General features: G+C 37.7%; 12 protein-coding genes and 1 tRNA gene. 2 read left to right on the forward strand and 11 right to left on the reverse strand.

Annotated features, from left to right (window positions below):
* Positions 1 to 70: 70 nt before the first annotated feature.
* The 11 genes from AC6HVZ_RS05685 to AC6HVZ_RS05735 all read right to left on the reverse strand — a co-directional run bounded on the left by AC6HVZ_RS05685 (position 71) and on the right by AC6HVZ_RS05735 (position 14353).
* The gene (locus AC6HVZ_RS05685; RefSeq protein ID WP_497557178.1) at positions 71 to 1258 is read right to left on the reverse strand and encodes a NupC/NupG family nucleoside CNT transporter; all 1188 of its coding nucleotides are present in this window, start codon (positions 1256 to 1258) and stop codon (positions 71 to 73) included.
* 390 nt (positions 1259 to 1648) lie between these two features.
* Positions 1649 to 2938, reverse strand: coding sequence for an NCS2 family permease (locus tag AC6HVZ_RS05690; protein WP_497557179.1), 1290 nt, complete (start codon positions 2936 to 2938; stop codon positions 1649 to 1651).
* 431 nt (positions 2939 to 3369) lie between these two features.
* Positions 3370 to 4632 carry a 2-oxoglutarate dehydrogenase complex dihydrolipoyllysine-residue succinyltransferase gene (odhB, locus tag AC6HVZ_RS05695; RefSeq protein ID WP_497557180.1) on the reverse strand — a complete coding sequence of 421 codons (1263 nt, stop codon included), beginning with the start codon at positions 4630 to 4632 and terminating at the stop codon, positions 3370 to 3372.
* A complete protein-coding gene (locus AC6HVZ_RS05700; RefSeq protein WP_497557181.1) occupies positions 4619 to 7483 on the reverse strand; it encodes a 2-oxoglutarate dehydrogenase E1 component in 2865 nt (954 codons plus the stop codon). Before AC6HVZ_RS05700 ends, odhB begins: the two co-directional genes overlap by 14 nt.
* Positions 7484 to 8000: 517 nt before the next feature.
* Positions 8001 to 8474 carry a tRNA (uridine(34)/cytosine(34)/5-carboxymethylaminomethyluridine(34)-2'-O)-methyltransferase TrmL gene (trmL, locus tag AC6HVZ_RS05705; RefSeq protein ID WP_497557182.1) on the reverse strand — a complete coding sequence of 158 codons (474 nt, stop codon included), beginning with the start codon at positions 8472 to 8474 and terminating at the stop codon, positions 8001 to 8003.
* 48 nt (positions 8475 to 8522) lie between these two features.
* Positions 8523 to 9362, reverse strand: a complete 840-nt coding sequence (locus AC6HVZ_RS05710) for an amidase domain-containing protein (protein ID WP_497557183.1) — start codon at positions 9360 to 9362, stop codon at positions 8523 to 8525.
* Positions 9363 to 9470: 108 nt separating this feature from the next.
* A complete protein-coding gene (locus AC6HVZ_RS05715; RefSeq protein WP_497557184.1) occupies positions 9471 to 9761 on the reverse strand; it encodes a DUF5316 domain-containing protein in 291 nt (96 codons plus the stop codon).
* Positions 9762 to 9846: 85 nt separating this feature from the next.
* Entirely contained in the window at positions 9847 to 10992 is a 1146-nt protein-coding gene (gene queG / locus AC6HVZ_RS05720; RefSeq protein WP_497557185.1) for a tRNA epoxyqueuosine(34) reductase QueG, read from the reverse strand.
* A complete protein-coding gene (locus AC6HVZ_RS05725) occupies positions 10934 to 12712 on the reverse strand; it encodes an ABC-ATPase domain-containing protein (RefSeq protein WP_497557186.1) in 1779 nt (592 codons plus the stop codon). Before AC6HVZ_RS05725 ends, queG begins: the two co-directional genes overlap by 59 nt.
* Positions 12713 to 13187: 475 nt before the next feature.
* A tRNA-Gly gene (locus AC6HVZ_RS05730) sits at positions 13188 to 13261 on the reverse strand.
* 402 nt (positions 13262 to 13663) lie between these two features.
* Positions 13664 to 14353 (reverse strand): Crp/Fnr family transcriptional regulator, encoded by a 690-nt coding sequence (locus tag AC6HVZ_RS05735; protein WP_497557187.1) that lies wholly within the window; start codon positions 14351 to 14353, stop codon positions 13664 to 13666.
* Between the two features lie 158 nt (positions 14354 to 14511).
* Between AC6HVZ_RS05735 and dat the strand changes: the two genes are divergently transcribed.
* Positions 14512 to 15399 carry a D-amino-acid transaminase gene (dat, locus tag AC6HVZ_RS05740; RefSeq protein WP_497557188.1) on the forward strand — a complete coding sequence of 296 codons (888 nt, stop codon included), beginning with the start codon at positions 14512 to 14514 and terminating at the stop codon, positions 15397 to 15399.
* Positions 15400 to 16492: 1093 nt separating this feature from the next.
* Positions 16493 to 18496, forward strand: a complete 2004-nt coding sequence (locus tag AC6HVZ_RS05745) for a S9 family peptidase (protein WP_497557189.1) — start codon at positions 16493 to 16495, stop codon at positions 18494 to 18496.
* The last annotated feature ends 225 nt before the right edge of the window (positions 18497 to 18721 follow it).

Genomic DNA, 18721 nt, shown 5'->3' on the forward strand with positions numbered 1-18721 from the left:
CGATTTCGTTTATACTTTCTTACTTTTTAAAAAACCGCCCTAATAGGACGGTTTTTCGGGCATTATTCCATTACAAGAATAAACCTACAACAGTAGCTGAAAGAATAGATGCCAATGTTGCACCAACTAAAAGCTTCATACCAAAGCCTGATACACTAACTGCCTTTTCACTATCGATTCCCTTAACTGTCCCTGCTATAATCCCGATAGACGCAAAGTTTGCAAAGCTGGTTAGGAAAACTGTTACAATACCAATTGTTTTCTCTGACATCTCCTCAAGTTTTGACTGGAAATCAAGCATTGCAACAAATTCATTTGTTACAATTTTTGTACCCATGACGGCCCCTGCTTCAATAACTTCGCCTGGAGCAATCCCCATAAGGATTCCGATTGGAGCGATAATATATCCTAAAATCTGCTGCAGGGTAACTCCGGCAAATACTAATTGTATTAACCAATTTACTAATTCCAATGATGCAATAAAGGCGATCAACATTGCTGCAACGATTAAAGCAATTTTTCCACCTTCAAGCGCACCATTACCCATTGCTTCAAAAATACTTTTATCATTTGTTACATTCGTTACGTCAACTAGATCCTCTTCTTTAGGAACTTTTACCGGTGCAATAACAGATGCAATCATTAAAGCACTGAACATATTTAATGGCAAAGCTACAAGAACGTACACTGGTGGCAGCATTTGTAAATACGCACCGACAATTGACGCAGAAACTGACCCCATTGCAGAAGCACTTACGATGTACAAACGGTTATTATTTAAATGGTGAAACTGTGTTCTGATTGCAATTAATGCCTCAGATTGACCAAAAAAAACACTATTCACAGCGTTGAATGATTCCACTCTTGGTAAACCGGTAATTTTGGAAATAATTCCACCCAAATACTTAATAACTGCTGGTAAAACCTTTAAATACGTAAGAACGGATAATATAGTAGCAAAAAATATGATAAGCAATAATACATTAAATAAAAAAACGCCACTTTCTTCTGTAACAAATCCGCCTACAACAAAGTTAATTCCTACCGTTCCAAATTCAATTAATTTATTAAATCCCGCTGAGATACCGTTAATTATATTTTGCCCGATTTCAGTTGCGAACATAAACCAAGTTGTTAATAATTGCAAAACCAACATAATTCCAATGCCTTTGTAATTAATATTTCTCTTATCGTTAGACATCAAAAATGCTAGTCCGAGGACAATAATAATAGCTAATAGTCCAAGAAGAAGATCCACGGATTTAGCCTCCCTGTATTTTGTCTGAAAAAGTTTTTAATCTAAAATTCCATAGCTAATTGTAGCAAGTTGTCAGACGTCATGCAAGTACTCTTTTTATTTTGATTGTTTGTTTAGTTATTCCCCATTTTTGTCGCTTTTAACATAAGAAATAACAATAAAGTGAAACTTCATTTAGTGGGGGTTTTCTTTTCATTCCCTACTGAATATTAGCACCGCACGGTATGACTTAAAGGCCCTTGAACCAATCGGTCCGTTACTGGCTGTTGGATCTCCCACTTGGAATTTTAATGTTCCCTTAATTCTTGAAGTGGGAGTCTTACAGCCAGTTACACTGCGATAAAATAAAAACTGCTCAAAAAGGGAAACCCCTTGAACAGTCTGTTTTAGTTAATGAGCTGGGAAATAGATCATTTGCAATAGAAAAATGATTGCAAATACATATAAAATCCAGTGAACACTTTTTCCTTTTCCTACAGCTATTTTCAAAATGGGATAGGTAATAAATCCAATTGCGATTCCTGTTGCAATACTCGAAGTAAATGGCATGGTTAAAATAATAGCAAATGCCGGAAAAGCTTCATCAAATGTTTTCCAATCAATCTTTGCTAATCCTTCCATCATGAAACAGCCTACAATAATGAGAATTGGCGCAGTTACCGCTGGGATATTGGCAATTACTTCAATGATGGGTGTGAAGAAAATAGATAGTGCAAATAATCCTGCAACAATGACTGATGTCAATCCAGTTCTTCCGCCTGCAGCAACCCCGGATGTTGATTCAATGTAAGCTGTAGACGGGCTTGTACCGAACATCGAACCAACAGTGGTTGCAGTTGCATCTGCCAATAAAGCTTGTTTCGCTCGAGGCATATTTCCGTTTTTCATAAAGCCAGCTTGTTCAGCAACACCGATCATTGTACCAGTTGTATCAAAGATCGTTACTAGTAAAAATGCGAAAACAACAGTATAAAGTCCATGTGAAACAACCCCGCCGATATCCATATCAAAGAACACGGGACTTGGCGGAGCTGATACAACCCCATTGAAATCTAACTGACCGGTGAAAAATGCAATTACCCCCGTTGCAAACATCCCAAAAAATAAAGCACCCTTTACTTTCAATACAAATAATATTAATGTGATCAATAAACCAGCGATTGTCAACAATGTCATTGGATGATGCAAATCACCTAAACCAACAATATTGGCCTCATTTGCTACTACTATTCCGGAATTTCTCAGGCCCACAAAAGCAATAAATAAACCAATACCTGATGTGATCCCATATTTTAATGAAGCAGGTATTGCAACAATTAATGTTTCCCGTAACTTGGTAAGACTCAATAAAATAAAAATGATACCGGCTATAAACACCGCACCAAAAACAACTTGATATGACAGCCCCTGTGTTGCAACTACACTAGCAAAGTATGCATTTAAGCCCATACCTGGTGCAATTGCTATCGGATAATTTGCGAATATGGCCATATATAATGTACCAACAACTGCAGAAATAACAGTTGCCATAAATACTTGCTCAAATGGAACACCCGCAGCGGATAAAATAGCGGGATTTACCACAACAATATAAATCATTGTTAAAAAAGTCGTCAACCCAGCCACAACTTCTGTTCGGATATTTGTGTTATTTTGTTTTAGTTTAAAGAAATTATTCACTTAATACACCTTTCTTTCCGAATGATTTTATCAACAATATATATAATATTCGTTTTTTATTTATTTTGCAATGGGAATCAGAAAAAAATTAATTTGTTTATCCATCGGTTAACTTCCGACAAATCTTATCTATTAACTGACAATTAGAAAATATAACATCAACTATAAAGTGAAACTTCATTCAGTGTGGGTTTCCCTTCCTCCCCGACTGAATGTTAGTACCTCATGGTATGACCTAAAGATCCTTGAACAGAATCAGGAAATTTACGGGCTGTTTTGCCCCACCTTCACGTTTGGGATTTCTCACGCTTGGAGGAGGGGGGATTTCAGCCCGTTAATGCGTGATAAATGAAGTACATATTATTATTTCCAATAAATCAAAAAATCCTCGCCTTGATTCTCATCAAAGCGAGGATTTTTAATGAAAGTTATTATCCTTCTAGTAATAAGTCATATGGATCCTCTAATAATTGTTTGATCCGTACCAGGAATTGTACTGCTTCTTTTCCATCAACGATGCGGTGATCATAAGATAACGCAAGATACATCATTGGGCGAACCTCGATGGAATCATCAGGCATTACCATTGCACGTTTTTGGATGTTATGCATTCCCAGGATACCAACCTGTGGTGCGTTAAGAATTGGTGTTGAAAGCATGGATCCAAATGTACCGCCATTGGTAATGGTAAATGAGCCACCTGTTAAATCATCCAGTGCCAGGTTATTATCACGTGCTTTTTTGCCAAGATTTCCAATTTCACGTTCTACTGCTGCAAAGTCCAATCTATCTGCATCGCGAACAACAGGAACAACCAATCCATCATCTGTTGATACAGCAATACCGATATCATAGAATTTTTTTAATACTAGTTCTTTACCTTGAATTTCAGCATTCAAATACGGGAATTCTTTCAATGCACCAATAACAGCTTTCGTAAAGAATGACATAAAGCCAAGTTTTACACCGTGTTTTTCAATGAATTTTTCTTTACGCTCATTGCGAAGCTTCATCACATTGGTTAAGTCCACTTCATTAAATGTAGTCAGCATTGCTGTTTCCTGCTGAACTTCAACAAGATTTCTGGCAATTGTTTGACGGCGGCGAGTCATTTTCACACGCTCAACCGGTTTATCAAATGCTGTTTTAGCAGTTTCTTTCTTATCTTCTTTTTCCGGCTTGGACGCTTTCTGTTCGCTTACGCTTTTTGCAGCAGCCTCTATATCCTCTGGACGAACTCGGCCAAGTGGGTCTCTTGGACTGACTGAGCTTAAATCAATGTTAAGCTCACGGGCACGTTTTCTTGCCGCTGGTGATGCAATAACATCATGTTTACTACTGCTTGATTCTTGCTTTTCTTCTTTTTTAGGTGTGTCAGCTTTATCTTCCATAACTAGCTCTTCTTTTTTCTCTTCTTTAGGTGCTTCTTCCTCCTCAGAGGTTTCCCCACCTGCTTCACCATTTTCATCTAACTTTGCGATTGTGTCACCAACTTCAACATCATCGCCCTCTTCACTTGTAATTTCTGTGATAACACCGGCGAAATCAGAATTAACTTCTACATTGACTTTATCTGTTTCCAATTCGACAATCGGATCCCCTTTTTCGATTTTATCCCCTTTTTTAACTAACCATTCGGCGATTGTACCTTCTGTAATAGATTCTGCTAGTTCAGGTATTTTAATTTCTTTCATTGGAATCTCCTCCTTTTAACGGGTTAATTGCTTTTCTTACAACTTGGCTTTGTTCCGTTTTATGCACATTTGGTACGCCAACTGCAGGTGAAGAACGATCCGGGCGTCCAATGTAACGTAATGTTTGACCATCTTGTAGGAGATCTCTTAAATAATCATCTACAAAATCCCAGCTCCCCATATTTTTTGGTTCTTCCTGTACCCAAACAATTTCCTTTAATTTCGGTAACTCTTGCAATTCTTTCTTTAATTCCTTTTTAGGGAATGGATAAATTTGTTCAAGGCGTAGTACGCGCAACCAATCAAAGTTTTCCTCTGAATTATCTAATGCTTCTTCAATATCAACCATAATCTTACCACTTCCAATTAATAAGCGTGTTGCATCTTTCTTGCTCACTTTTAGATTTGGCTGCTCTCTTAAGGTTTGAAAATTACCTTCAGTAAACTCTTCTGCCACTGATGCAACACGCTGATTACGTAAGAGACTTTTCGGTGTCATCAGAATTAACGGCCTTGCTTCCTCCCTACCACGCATTGCAGCTTGCCGGCGAATCAAATGGAAAAACTGTGCTGCTGAAGTTACATTCGCAACAATCCAGTTGTTTTCAGCGGCCATTTGTAGAAAACGTTCCAAACGTGCACTTGAGTGTTCCGGACCTTGACCTTCATATCCATGTGGCAGTAACATAACCATATTAGACTTTTCGCCCCATTTAGCACGGGATGCAGAAATAAACTGATCAAACACAACTTGAGCAGCATTGGCAAAATCACCAAATTGCGCTTCCCAAATAACCAATGTATTTGGTGACTGAACACTATAACCGTATTCAAATCCTAACACCCCAGCTTCTGATAACGGGCTGTTACGAACATCAAACGATGCTTTCGCTTCATCCAATCCATGCATTGGACTGTATTTCTCATTCGTTTCGATATCATGCAAAACAATATGACGGTGTGCAAACGTTCCTCGTTCTGAATCCTGACCTGTTAAGCGAATAGGGATACCATCCTGTAATATTGATGCATATGTTAATGCTTCACCAGCACCCCAGTCTGCTTTATTTCCTTTTTCCAAAACATTTTCACGACGCTTTAAGATTTTCTCAAGCTTTTTAAAGCCAGTGAAACCTTCCGGACGATTCAGTAAACCTTTATTTAAAGCTTTCAATGAATTAAGATCCACTGCTGTTTCAAATTGATCAAGCCCATTCGTAAGTGCTTTAGGCATTTCCTCTGCCTCTGCTTGACCTGCTTCATTTTCCTTCATACTATCATAAATAGTACGTAAATCATCTTCAACCTTTTCTTGGATTCCTTTAAACTCTTCCGCACTGATAACGTTTTTGTCCTCTAAAACTTTAGCAAATACGTTTGCTGCCGTCGGATGTTTATCAATATCGCGATATAGTTTTGGTTGCGTTGTTCTTGGCTCATCCATTTCATTATGACCATAACGACGATAACCAACTAGATCAATTAGAAAATCCTTATTAAACTTTTGACGATATTCATAGGCAATTTTAATCGCTGAAATACAAGCAATTGGATCATCCGCATTTACATGGATGATTGGAATCTCAAAACCCTTTGCTAAATCACTAGCATAACGTGTTGAACGACCATCGCCTTGATTCGTTGTATATCCGACAAGGTTATTTGCGATGATATGGAGTGTACCGCCTGTGGTGTATCCTGGTAATCCACTAAGGTTTAGCGTTTCAGCAACAACACCTTCCCCGATAAATGCAGCATCCCCATGAATAAGAAGCCCAAATGCTTTATTCAAGTCACGTTTTGGATAGCCTTTATCTGAACGATTATCCTGAGCCGCACGAGTAAATCCTTCTACAACAGGATTTACAAATTCTAAGTGAGATGGATTGTGCGATAATATAATACGTGTTTTTGTTTCATCTCCATCTTTGACATCCCTCGTTGCACCAAAGTGATATTTCACATCCCCGGTCCAACCATAATTAATTCCCATAGACCCTTCAGAAGGCATCAATTCCTTATCAGGTGAATGGTGGAATTCAGAAAAAATCTTATCATACGGTTTTCCAAGCACATGCGCAAGCACCGATAAGCGACCACGGTGCGCCATACCCATCATGATGTTTTCAATTTTATCATCAATTGCATATTTTACAATTTGGTCTAGCATCGGAACCATTGCTTCCAATCCTTCAATGGAAAAACGTTTCTGACCAACAAATGTTTTTTGTAAAAATGCCTCAAATCCTTCTACATGTGTTAGTCGTTCAAGTAATTGTTTCTTTTCAACATCGGTTAAATCTAATCGCGCTTCTCCAGCTTCAATTAACTGTTGTAACCAATTCCGTTCCTGATCATTATTTAAATGATCATACTCAAAAGCAATCGTACCAGAATAATATTTCTTCAGTTCTTTAATTACATCTAAACCATTTTCAATATTTCCTGGTGCATTCTCCCATAACCAGGATGCTGGCATGTTTTTTAAATCATTATCATTCAATCCGTAATGCTTCGGATCAACTAAACTTGACTTTCGTTCTTTGTGAATACTAACAGCATATATATCCGCCTCCAAATGCCCAAAACGACGAATACCCTCAACAAGTTTCATCGCTGAGGTTAGCTTCTTAACATTATTTATTGAAGGTTGTCCAGATGTTGCCTGGTCTTGTACCTCTGATTGAAATGACCGTTCTGGTGCTCCATACCTATCGAACATTGCTTTTATAGATGGATCAACAGCTTCTGGATCCCCTTTGTACAAATCGTATTGCTCTTCAACATACCCCAAGTTCGGGCCATGAAATTCTCCCCAGAATCTTTTAATAGATTCTTCACTCTGTGCCACTTTAGATACCCCCAGTAGATGTTAACTTTTTCCTTTATGTAACGCTTCGGAGCGCTCCATATTTATTATAGAACTGTCTAATAGCTTCATCAACTAATATACCTTATTTTATTTGATGAAACAATATATGTGAGACCTTTATGGAAGAAAAAAATTAGTTTGAATTTTCATGTTTATTTTCGTTTAAAAAATCAGCTCTATAAAGTGACATTTTTGCTAATTATAAAGGTATCTATTCCCTTTTTAAAATTTATTCGGTATAATAAGGGCATAATTTAAATATACGTTCTTTTACATAGATACAAAGGAGGAAGTCCGAAATGAAATTACTATTACTATTTGGTGTAATTATTACGTTTTTAGTATCTTGCTTCACTTCAGGTTATGAAGCAAAACCTGGTGTACCGAGAAAAAATCAATAAACAATATAAAACCGTCCTGTTGATCACAAATTACAGGACGGTTTTTCATTAAGGTAGTTTTGCTGCGAAGATTACAAACTTATAAACAGGATCTTCTAAGTCAGCTCAGGAAATCCCTGCTGCCTTAATGCTTCATAAATTATTATTGCTGCTGTGTTAGATAAGTTTAATGAACGAACTTTATCATTCATATGAATTCTTAAACATCTATCTTCTTTACCTGCCAGCAGTTCTTTTGGAATACCATTTGTTTCTCTGCCAAAAACAAAGAACAAATCACTTTCAACACTGTTAAACTTGAAATCTGTATAATGCTTTGTGCCGAAGTTTTCTATATAATAGTAAGCTCCCTCAGAGTATGTCTTATATAAATCCTCCATTGAATTATGTTCTTTAATATCAACATTTTTCCAATAATCCAACCCAGCACGACGCAGCATTTTGTCATCGGTTGAAAATCCAAGTGGATGAATTAAATGAAGTGTTGTATCTGTAGCTAGACAGGTTCTTGCAATATTTCCTGTATTTGCAGGGATTTCTGGTTGAAATAATACTACATGTAAACTCACTTTCTCATTCTCCTTACTATCTTAACTGACCTATCTATTATACCATTTTTACTCACCAATCCGGAAAAATTTATACTGAATATCCGGGGTCCAGGCAGTGGAATCCTCATAAGACCAATAGCGATTACGACTATTATCTGTATGTGCATTAACCAGTGGCATATCGTAAGCATCCTTCGCTACTACAATTGTATTATGATCCCACCTGCCGTCACCTTGAAAATCATAACATATAATATCACCTGAAATAAGCTCCTTGGCACTTTGAACTTCCTTTCCCTGCAGTCCTTTCGTTGAACCACTTAAATACCATCTTAGGGAATGTGCTACCGCCCAGCTGAAACTCCAATTATCATCTGTATACCACCAGCCTCTGCTTCTGTTAGGAGCACCGTGCATTGGAGCACTTCCCGCACGTACACATTGGGATACATAATTCGTGCAATCAACAGCAAATTTCCTGTAATCAGGATTGTAGCTGTTCCACCACCGTTCAGCATAACGCACCGCAGCTTGGCGGTCATATGAAAACCGATTATCATCTCCATTCCGAATATGATCCGGTGTAATCGATTGCTCTACTTTTTGTAGCATTCTTGGTTCTTCTGTATGATCTATAATTTTTCCATCTTTTAAACGAAATTGATATGGAATAACCTGTTCCTCCAAATGGAAATGATCGCCTTGTTTCATTAAAAAAGCTACGTGAAGCAAATAACGATAAATCCATTTGCTATCATAGCGAATCCTTCCGAAAATATGGCCATCACCTTGAATCCGAACTATTTCTGTATCATGTTTTTTACATACATCTTTTTTTCTTACCCACCAATCAGCATTTCGTTCCGATTGGAAAAAATCCAACCACATCTCCTTTAATTTTTCCATTTAAATCCCCTCCACGAATAGTATATGGAAGGGAAGCTTGGCAAAAGTCTAATTTTTGAACAATAGAAAAGGTGTATATAGCTACAGTGCTTTTTTAACACTTTTTCCCTAAAAGTATACATATAGCAATATACCAACAAGAAAAATAGGAAGTGCAAATATCCCCGCAATCAGAGAAACCTTCGTTCGTCTTGAGCGATCCTCTTTACTCTCCGTGTGATAATTAGCCTGCAGTTGCCGCCCACTAATGAATGAACCACTGGTCAAGCCACCTATTAGAAAAGCAATTATTGCAATTCCAAGCGCAATAGCCCCATAATACTGCGTGTTCTTCGTAACATATCCCAGCGATAATAGAATAAATGCCAGACCACAGCTGATGAAAAAGGATTTCTTCAAACTATTAACCCCTTTGTAAATTATTATGTTCCTCATTTTTCATCCTTGCTATAATCTACGAAGAAATAAGCAAAAGGTTTCAAAATTAATTAAAGGATAGCTTCTTTCCAAAATCCAAGCCTTTTTCCATTTCATATAAAACCTGTTCATCCTGCTCTGTTTCCATTGCTGATTTGATTGCCTCATTAGCTTCCTCTGTACCGATTCTCCCAAGTGCCCAGGCAGCTGTACCACGAATAACTGGTCTTGGGTCATTTTTCATTACAGCAATCATCTCCTCAACCGCAGTTTCATCTTTAAAATGAGCAAGTGCAATCATCGCATTACGCTGCAGGGGCTTTTTTCCCCGCCAGGAGCCTGCTACATGACCAAATGTTTCCTTGAATTCACGATTGGAAATTCGAAGCATGGGCTTTAGTTTCGGTTTAGCAATTTCATTTTCCGGTTCGAACTCCGGATGTAGATGAAAATCTACCTTTTTATTTCTTGGACAAACTACCTGACATGTATCACAGCCGTACAATCGATTGCCGATTTTTGTGCGAAATTCATCTGGCAGAAAATCCTTTGTTAGTGTTAAAAACGCAATACAGCGCTGAGCATTTAATTGCCCTCCCTGTACAAGTGCCCCTGTTGGACAAGCATCAAGACATTTCCTGCAGTCGCCACAGCTATCTTCAACAGGTTCATCAGGCACAAATGGGATATTGGTAATCAGTTCACCCAAATAAACAAAAGAACCAAACTCGGGCGTAATGATAGTAGTATTTTTCCCACTAAAACCAATTCCGGCTCGTTCCGCAACAGCTCGATCTGAAAGCTCCCCGGTATCGACCATCACTTTATTTACTGCATCCGGAATCTTTTCGTTGATAAAGACAGAAAGTTTCTCCAGACGATCCTGTAAAACAACATGATAATCAACGCCCCATGACGCCCGGGCAAATATACCACGCCTCTCCTCCCTCGTACCTTTTGGTGCATTCTTCATCCGTGATGGATAAGCAAGAGCAACGGAAAGGATCGATTGCGCTTCTGGTAATAAACGACGTGGCTCCGTTCGTTCTTCTATCGAGCCCTTCTCAAATCCTGATTGATATTTCAGTGATTGCTGCCGCTTCAACCTTTCTTTTAATTCCCCAAATACATCTGCAGAGGCAAAGCCAATTTTATCAATACCAATTTCTTTGCTGTATTCGATTATTTCCTGTTTTAGTTTCTCGATATTCATTTGAATTGCCTCCCTTCAAGTTCTGGTTTACTTTTGCTGTTCGCATTCGATTCAACACTGCTGCAATTTCATATCTGCGTGGTCGTGCAATATCTCCCGGATGCTGCTCTTTAAATACAGTAAAAGATGCTAACCCTTTTTGTTTCATCTGCTCTTCAATTTTATTTAACAGTTCTTTTAATAAGACCTGCCCAAGTCCATTTGTCCGATCTAAATACTGAATGATTTCAGCAATCATGCGAGTCTGAGAATCGTCAACAAGCTGTTCTGTATCCTCAAAAGTAATTTCCGTTCTTCCCATTAAAATTTTCTTTAATCCTTTAGCTTGCACTTTTGCACGATTACCTTTTTTTGTTTGCAAAGAGGATTGCTGAAAATATCGCTGGCTAATCGATCCAAACGAACCTGCTAATAAGGCATCACGCTCTAGTGGGTATTTTTTCATGATTTCATTTGCCTCATGTGTTACATTATGAGGAATATATGCTTCCATCATAATCACTGTATCTGCTGCTATAAAATAATCACCAGAACCACCCATTACAAGTACTGTTGACACATCATGCGCTTCATTCAGCTGTTTTATTTTATCAATAAATGGGGTGATTGGCTCCTTGTCTTTACTCACCAATTGCTGCATCCGATGATCACGAATCATAAAGTTGGTTGCACTAGTATCCTCATCAATCAGCAATGTTGATGCACCAGCCTCGAGTGCCTCCATAACATTAGCAGCTTGAGATGTACTTCCACTTGCATTCTCTGTGGAAAAAAATGCGGTATCCTGTTTATGAGGAAGATTATTAATAAATGGTGAAATATTCACCCCGGTAATTTGCCGGCCATCTTCAGCACGTATTTTTACAGCATCTGGATCTGTCAGAACATATTCACGTCCATCCCCTTTGGCGTGGGAATAAACGCCACGTTCGATCGCTTGCAGAATAGTACTTTTTCCATGATAGCCCCCACCAACAATTAATGTAATCCCTTTGTTTATAGCCATCCCTTTAATTGGTTTAGTCTGATAAGGAATTTCTATTGTTACTTCATTTTCTGCTGGACTTTGGAACTTAATCGCATCCTTCATTGGCCGATTGCTTACCCCGCTCTCTCTAGGCAGAATCGCTCCATTTGCTATAAAAGAAATCCAGTTATTCTTTTGCATCTCCTCTCGGATGGCCTCTTGTTGATCAGCAAGCTTTATCGCATTATCAATTTCTTCATTTGTTATAGAAAAAATCGATTTTTTAATAATCATCGGGATAGCCTTAGCAAATAATTTTTCTGCATCCCTTCCGTTAATTCTCCGTCCATTCGCTGGCAAGCCTACTGATATACATATCGTTATGGATTCGGAATTAATTTGGACAGCACTTCTTTCCAGAACTTCCTGCCCTGGTGTATCAAATAAAATCAACCCACTCTTACCTGAGCCATTGATTGAGAATTGTTGACTAGCAATTGTCTCGCCAACCCTACGTGCTAATGCATCCTCAGCGGCAATTCTTCTGGCATATGTTTCAATCCATTCATTTGCAATGGAGCGTTTTTGCTGCGAAATAGTGATTCGAATCTTTGAAGGTGCAGCAAACGGATCCCCCTGCACATAATCTATATATAAATCAAAATTATCATATTTGTGATAACCTTGAACACTTTTATATGCTTTATAGCTTTTATTATCGAGTTGTTTTAATTGCTGAAGTAATTTTTTCATTAGAATCCCTCACAAGTAGAAGCTTATTTTAGTGCGTGTTCAAAAGGAGGACGAAAAAGACCGAGAAGTTCGAGACGATGAAGCTTTGAGCACAAGGAAATCTCCCCCGAAATCACGTCGTACGCAGGAAAGGTGATCTTCCTTTTCAAGGAACAAAAAAGCATGCAATTAATACGTAAAGAATGGGGCTTGTGCGTGTTGCACCGACTTCTAAGCTGCACACAATTGTGTTCGGTGGGACGAGGAATTACTGTCCCGTAGTCCCTGGACACAGGCTTATTAGAAAATTCGCTATCGCCAACTTGAACCATTGATGTGTCATTTTCACCGGACTTTTTGAACAACCTCTTTTAGAATACTATGTAATAAAGTGTGAGTTCAAGTGAAGGGGCATGCAAGTGGAATGGTTACATACAAATTAAAAACGCAACACCTCGTACATTAGATTACGAGACACTGCGTTAAGACATATGTATGGAGCGGGTGAAGGGAATCGAACCCTCATCATCAGCTTGGAAGGCTGAGGTTTTACCACTAAACTACACCCGCATTTTATAGGTTAAATTATTTATTTTTCATTTCCGAACAGCATGCCCCTACATCTTCTTCTTATTCAATGATGGTTGTGCTTCGTGGCAACTCGAAGCTTATTCGGTGGATGACTCGCTCGTGACGGATCTTTTTTTGAACACAAAAACAATTATATCAACAAGTTTCAAACAAATCAATAGGAAATTTTACTTTTTTCGACATTTTATTTTACATTGCAATATTAAATGCAACACCCCATGTGAAACTGTCCAGTAAGGCATTGCCTGCATTTTATTGTTTTTGTTGTTTTTCATGCTGATATTTCTCGCTAGAACCAATGTTCATATGACGGGATGATGATTATACCCTTCTGGAAAAGTCCCCGTTCCCGAGCGGATACTTTCCATACAGAGACAAGAATTATAACACGCAATTTTCAACTCCACAATTTTCACAGATTAATAATTTTTTGAAATAATTCATATCCTTAAGTAAAAAATACTTATTATCATTTTCGATTATACCTTGTTCTTTCCATTTGTTCACAACACGACTAACTGTTTCTCTGGAAATACCGATATGTTTACTCACTTCTCTTAACATAATAGGTTCAGTAATGCGAATACCTTCTTTTGTTACTACACCACACATATTTGAGTACCTTACGAATATAGAAGCGACCGCTCCTTCCGAACCAAATGCGATATAATCACGCATTTTTGCTTTGCTCGATTCCAATGACTCCGCAACCCATCTGGTAAAGTGCAGTCCCATTTTACCATTTTGACTTAAAATGCTTTCAACCTCATCCTTTCCAATATAATAAAGTATCGTGTTTTTTATAGCTTCCGCAGTATTGGAATATTTTCTGCCACTAAATACACCGATTTCACCAAAACCGTCAAATTCATTTCTTGTAAAAATCGTTATTTCTTTTCCGGAACCCAACTTTTTATAAATACGAACTTGTCCCTTAAATATAAAATATAAATAATTTGAAGGGGTTCCTTCCTTGAAAATCACATTCCCCTTCTTAACTTCCAGTTTCCTCGAATTAGCCAATAGCATATCATAATCATAGGAATCCAATCTATTTAATAATGGTTCCATACAATCCCAACCCTTCTCCAACTTAATTACCATTATAAGCTATTGCTAATTTAAACTCTGTGATATTTATCACTTTTTATTTAAGCTGATAATTATCCATTTACAACATAACTAAGAAGTTATAGAATAGGCATAACCTTAGGGAGGCGAAGAAAAGAATGTCAGTTTATCCGATTATTATGACGCAAGCAAAGTTTACGCACCGAGATAATTTAAAGTATCCTTACGAGGAACGCGGACTACAGTTTGGTGATGGTATATATGAAGTTATTCGTATCTACAATGGTTCTTATTATTTACTTGAAGAACATGTCGATCGCCTATTCCGCTCTGCAGAAGCAATAAAAATTACACTTTTGTTTACAAAAAAGGAATTATGTAATTTATTAATCGCATTATTAGATAAAAATAACATGAAAATGGATGGAAAAGTATATCTACAAGTATCCCGCGGCTCAGCTCCACGTGATCACGTGTTTCCAGTTGATGTACCTGCAAATATTTATGCATATGTCCAAGATCTTTCTCGTAATCTGGAAGCCTTGGAAAATGGCGTTTCAACCATTACCCACCGTGATATTCGCTGGGAAAATTGCTATATTAAGAGTTTGAATTTACTTCCAAACGTACTGGCAAAACAAGAAGCTAAGGATCAAGGATGCTATGAAGCTATTCTGCACAAAGATGGATTAGTTACAGAATGCAGCTCAGCGAATGTATTCATGGTTAAGGATGGCAAAATATACACACACCCAACAACGATTAATATTTTGCATGGCTGTGTACGCATGCGTATCGAAAAATTCGTTAAAGATCTAACAATTCCTTTATATGAAGATGGATTCTCTGTTGAGGATATTATATGGGCAGACGAAATGTTTTTATCTAGCAGTACATCAGAAATTACACCGATTATCAAAGTAGATAACAGGCAAGTCGGTAATGGTAAACCTGGAAAAATCACAAGACTTCTACAGCAGGCGTATGAAGAAGATGCAAATATGTTAACTACTATGAAAACAGTTTACAGTAATAGTTTTAGTTAGTACTGATCGCTAAAGCAGCCATTTTTGAAATGGCTGCTTTTTATTCCTTTTATTTTTTTGAATATTCCGTGTTATGATTAGTAAATTATGTGATGACATTTCTCCATTATCTAAGTTATATAAGAAGAATGATATGTAAAAAATTACTATAATCGGTGATAGTGCACTGGGAAATCCATATTGGCACAAACTCTTGGCAACATACTTAATATTCCTGTGTATGATTTAGTTGCAATTCACTAGCAGCCTAATTGGGCGCCTATTCGACGAGAAGTTTTTATTAATGAAACCAAAGAAATTATGAAGAATGATGCTTGGATTATCGATGAAAACTATGGCTCAACTATGGATATTCTTCTGCAACAGGCAGATACCGTTTTTTTACATTACAAAACTGTCTGCTATTTTTATGGAATTATAAAGCGCAGCACCATTTTCAGTACCGCAATAAAGCCCGCCCCGATATAGGTGAAGACTGTCCGGAGAAGATTGATTGGGGATTTTTTCAATGGGGAATAAAATTTAATAAATGGAAATATCAAATAAATTTTTTTAGAGAATAAACATATCGTCCGGAGAGCGAATTTATCACCCGGAGAACGAATTTATCGACCGGAGAACGAATTTATCGTCCGGAGAACGAATTTATCGACCGGAGAACGAATTTATCAACCGGAGAGCGAATTTATCGACCGGAGAGCGAATTTATCGACCGGAGAGCGAATTTATCAACCGGAGAGCGAAGGATATCGTCCGGAGAGCGAATTTATCGACCGGAGAGCGAATTTATCAACCGGAGAGCGAAGGATATCGTCCGGAGAACGAATTTATCGTCCGGAGAGCGAAGGATATCGTCCGGAGAGCGAATTTATCACCCGGAGAACGTGGGATATCGTCCGGAGAGCGAATTTATCACCCGGAGAACAGAAATATCGCCCGAAGAACGAGGGATATCGTCCGGTGAACGAGGATATCGCCCGTAAAACAAGGAATATCATCCGAATCAATTAATCTTACAATCTAATTGATTCGTTACTCGAAATAGTTTAAAATGAAATAAAGTTTGGAAAATTTTATCCAAGGAGGCTATTTAATGAGCGAATATAAGCGTGCTATAACAGCTGATGATATTACTAAGTTACAAGTATATAGTGATCCACAATTCACTCCAGACGGAAAAGCATATACATTTATATCAACAGAAATTAATGATAAGAACGAGTATGAATCTCATTTATTTTTTCAAAAATTAACCGATAGGAAAGCAACTCAATGGACTTATGGAAATGTTAAAAACAGTCATGCCAAATTTTCACCCGATGGGAACGAAGCCGTTTTTCAATCAACCCGAAGCGGCTTGCCACAGCTTTGGATGTTAAACACGGATGGTGGTGAAGCAAAGCAACTAACTTTTTTCAAAAATGGTGCTGTAAGTCCAGTATGGTCTAAGGATGGAAGGTATATCATTTTCAATGCTTCTCTGGATCATGATGACGATATACAAAGTCAAAAAGAACAATCAAAAGAAGAACGGCAAAAAGAAACTGAAGAGAAAAAGGAACAGCCGCTCATCATCAATCGGTTAAAATATAAATCGAATGCAAAAGGTTTCCATGATAATAAACGGAATCAACTAATATTATTTGATATTAAAAACGAGAAGTTCATACAATTAACTGATGCCGATGCTGATCATGGCTATCAGGATATTTCACCTGATGGCAATCTAATTTTATTCACTGCAAATCTAAATGCTGATGCGGATTATGAGCTAATAGAGGATCTTTTTACAATAAATATAACGACAAAAGAAGTAACAAAACTAACAAATAGTAAAGGCAATTATCATAGTGCACAATTTTCTCCTAGTGGGGATAAGATTGTCTGCCTTGGACATGAATTTGCATACCAGGGTGCAACCTTAAGCGAATTATATATATTTGATATTGAAACAGGCGAGCGTACTTGTCTAAGTGCTGAGTGGGATATGCAGCTAGGAGATTTAATGATTGGTGATACACGTTTAGGTCAGTCCACTACTGGACCGGTCTGGGCAAAAGAGGAAGATCGTCTATTTTTTATTGCTACTGATTTTGGTGCTACTGGCTTATATCAAGTAACATTGGATGGTGATTTGGAAGTTCTGTATAAAGATAATAATCATGTTTTTGGTTTTTCATATGATCCCCTTTCAAATTCGTTTATTCTCGGAATCAGCACACCAACAAATCCATGTAATTTTTATCAATTAAAAAACACTTCAGAATTGGTAAGATTAACAAATGCTAATAAAAAATACTTAGAAGAAGTTCATCTGGCTGAACCCGAGACACTTACAGTAACTGCAAAGGATGGCCAGGAAATTCAGGGCTGGCTGCTTAGGCCATACGGATTTGAAGAAGGCAAAAAATATCCATTCGTATTAGAAATTCATGGCGGTCCCCATGCAATGTATGGGCAAACATTTTTCCATGAAATGCAGCTGCTTGCAGCGAAAGGCTATGTTGTTTTATACACGAATCCCCGAGGCAGTCACGGATATGGGCAAAATTTTGTAAATGCATGCCGCACTGATTATGGTGGAGGAGATTATACTGATTTAATGCGTGCAGTGGACTATGTATTGGAAAATTACAGCTTTATTGACGAAAATCGCTTAGGTGTTACCGGTGGAAGTTACGGTGGATTCATGACTAACTGGATTGTTGGTCATACAAATCGCTTCAAAGCAGCAGTAACCCAGCGCTCTATTTCGAATTGGCTGAGTTTTTATGGGGTTAGTGATATTGGCTTCTTTTTTACAAAATGGGAGCATGGACTGAATTTATTAGATGACCCAGCAAAACTGTGGGATATTTCTCCATTGAAATATGCAGAAAATGTAGAGACACCACTATTAATATTACACGGCGAACTAGATTTCCGCTGCCCAATTGAACAAGGTGAGCAGCTGTTTATCACACTCAAGCATTTGCGTAAAGAGGTTGAATTTGTTCGCTTCCCTGATTCCAATCACGAACTGAGCCGCAGTGGAAAGCCGGAAATGCGAATTGAACGATTAAATCATATTTGCCGCTGGTTTGAGGAATATTTATAAATGATAAAGTCTGGAACAAAACTCTTATAAAATGAAAAAACCACATGAGATCAATCTTATAAATGATGATTTCATGTGGTTTTATTTTTGTAATAAAAATGAAAAACGATCAAATCTTCCTTTATGTCCTAGGATTTTTAATCTTAATCTTTTATTTATTTGCTATATTTCCACTGTTCAGATTGCTGTTATTAATTTTCCGTTGTACTTAATCCTTCACAGTTG

This window comes from Oceanobacillus sp. NCCP-135 (assembly GCF_059698015.1).

What these genes read in the sequence shown, in the direction of transcription:
- AC6HVZ_RS05710 (WP_497557183.1), bottom strand. Translation starts at nt 9,362, where the DNA reads ATGGAAAAATTAAAGGAGATGTGGTTGGATTTTTTCCAATCGGAACGA.
- odhB (WP_497557180.1), bottom strand. Translation starts at nt 4,632, where the DNA reads ATGAAAGAAATTAAAATACCTGAACTAGCAGAATCTATTACAGAAGGT.
- AC6HVZ_RS05725 (WP_497557186.1), bottom strand. Translation starts at nt 12,712, where the DNA reads ATGAAAAAATTACTTCAGCAATTAAAACAACTCGATAATAAAAGCTAT.
- AC6HVZ_RS05745 (WP_497557189.1), top strand. Translation starts at nt 16,493, where the DNA reads ATGAGCGAATATAAGCGTGCTATAACAGCTGATGATATTACTAAGTTA.
- queG (WP_497557185.1), bottom strand. Translation starts at nt 10,992, where the DNA reads ATGAATATCGAGAAACTAAAACAGGAAATAATCGAATACAGCAAAGAA.
- AC6HVZ_RS05735 (WP_497557187.1), bottom strand. Translation starts at nt 14,353, where the DNA reads ATGGAACCATTATTAAATAGATTGGATTCCTATGATTATGATATGCTA.
- dat (WP_497557188.1), top strand. Translation starts at nt 14,512, where the DNA reads ATGTCAGTTTATCCGATTATTATGACGCAAGCAAAGTTTACGCACCGA.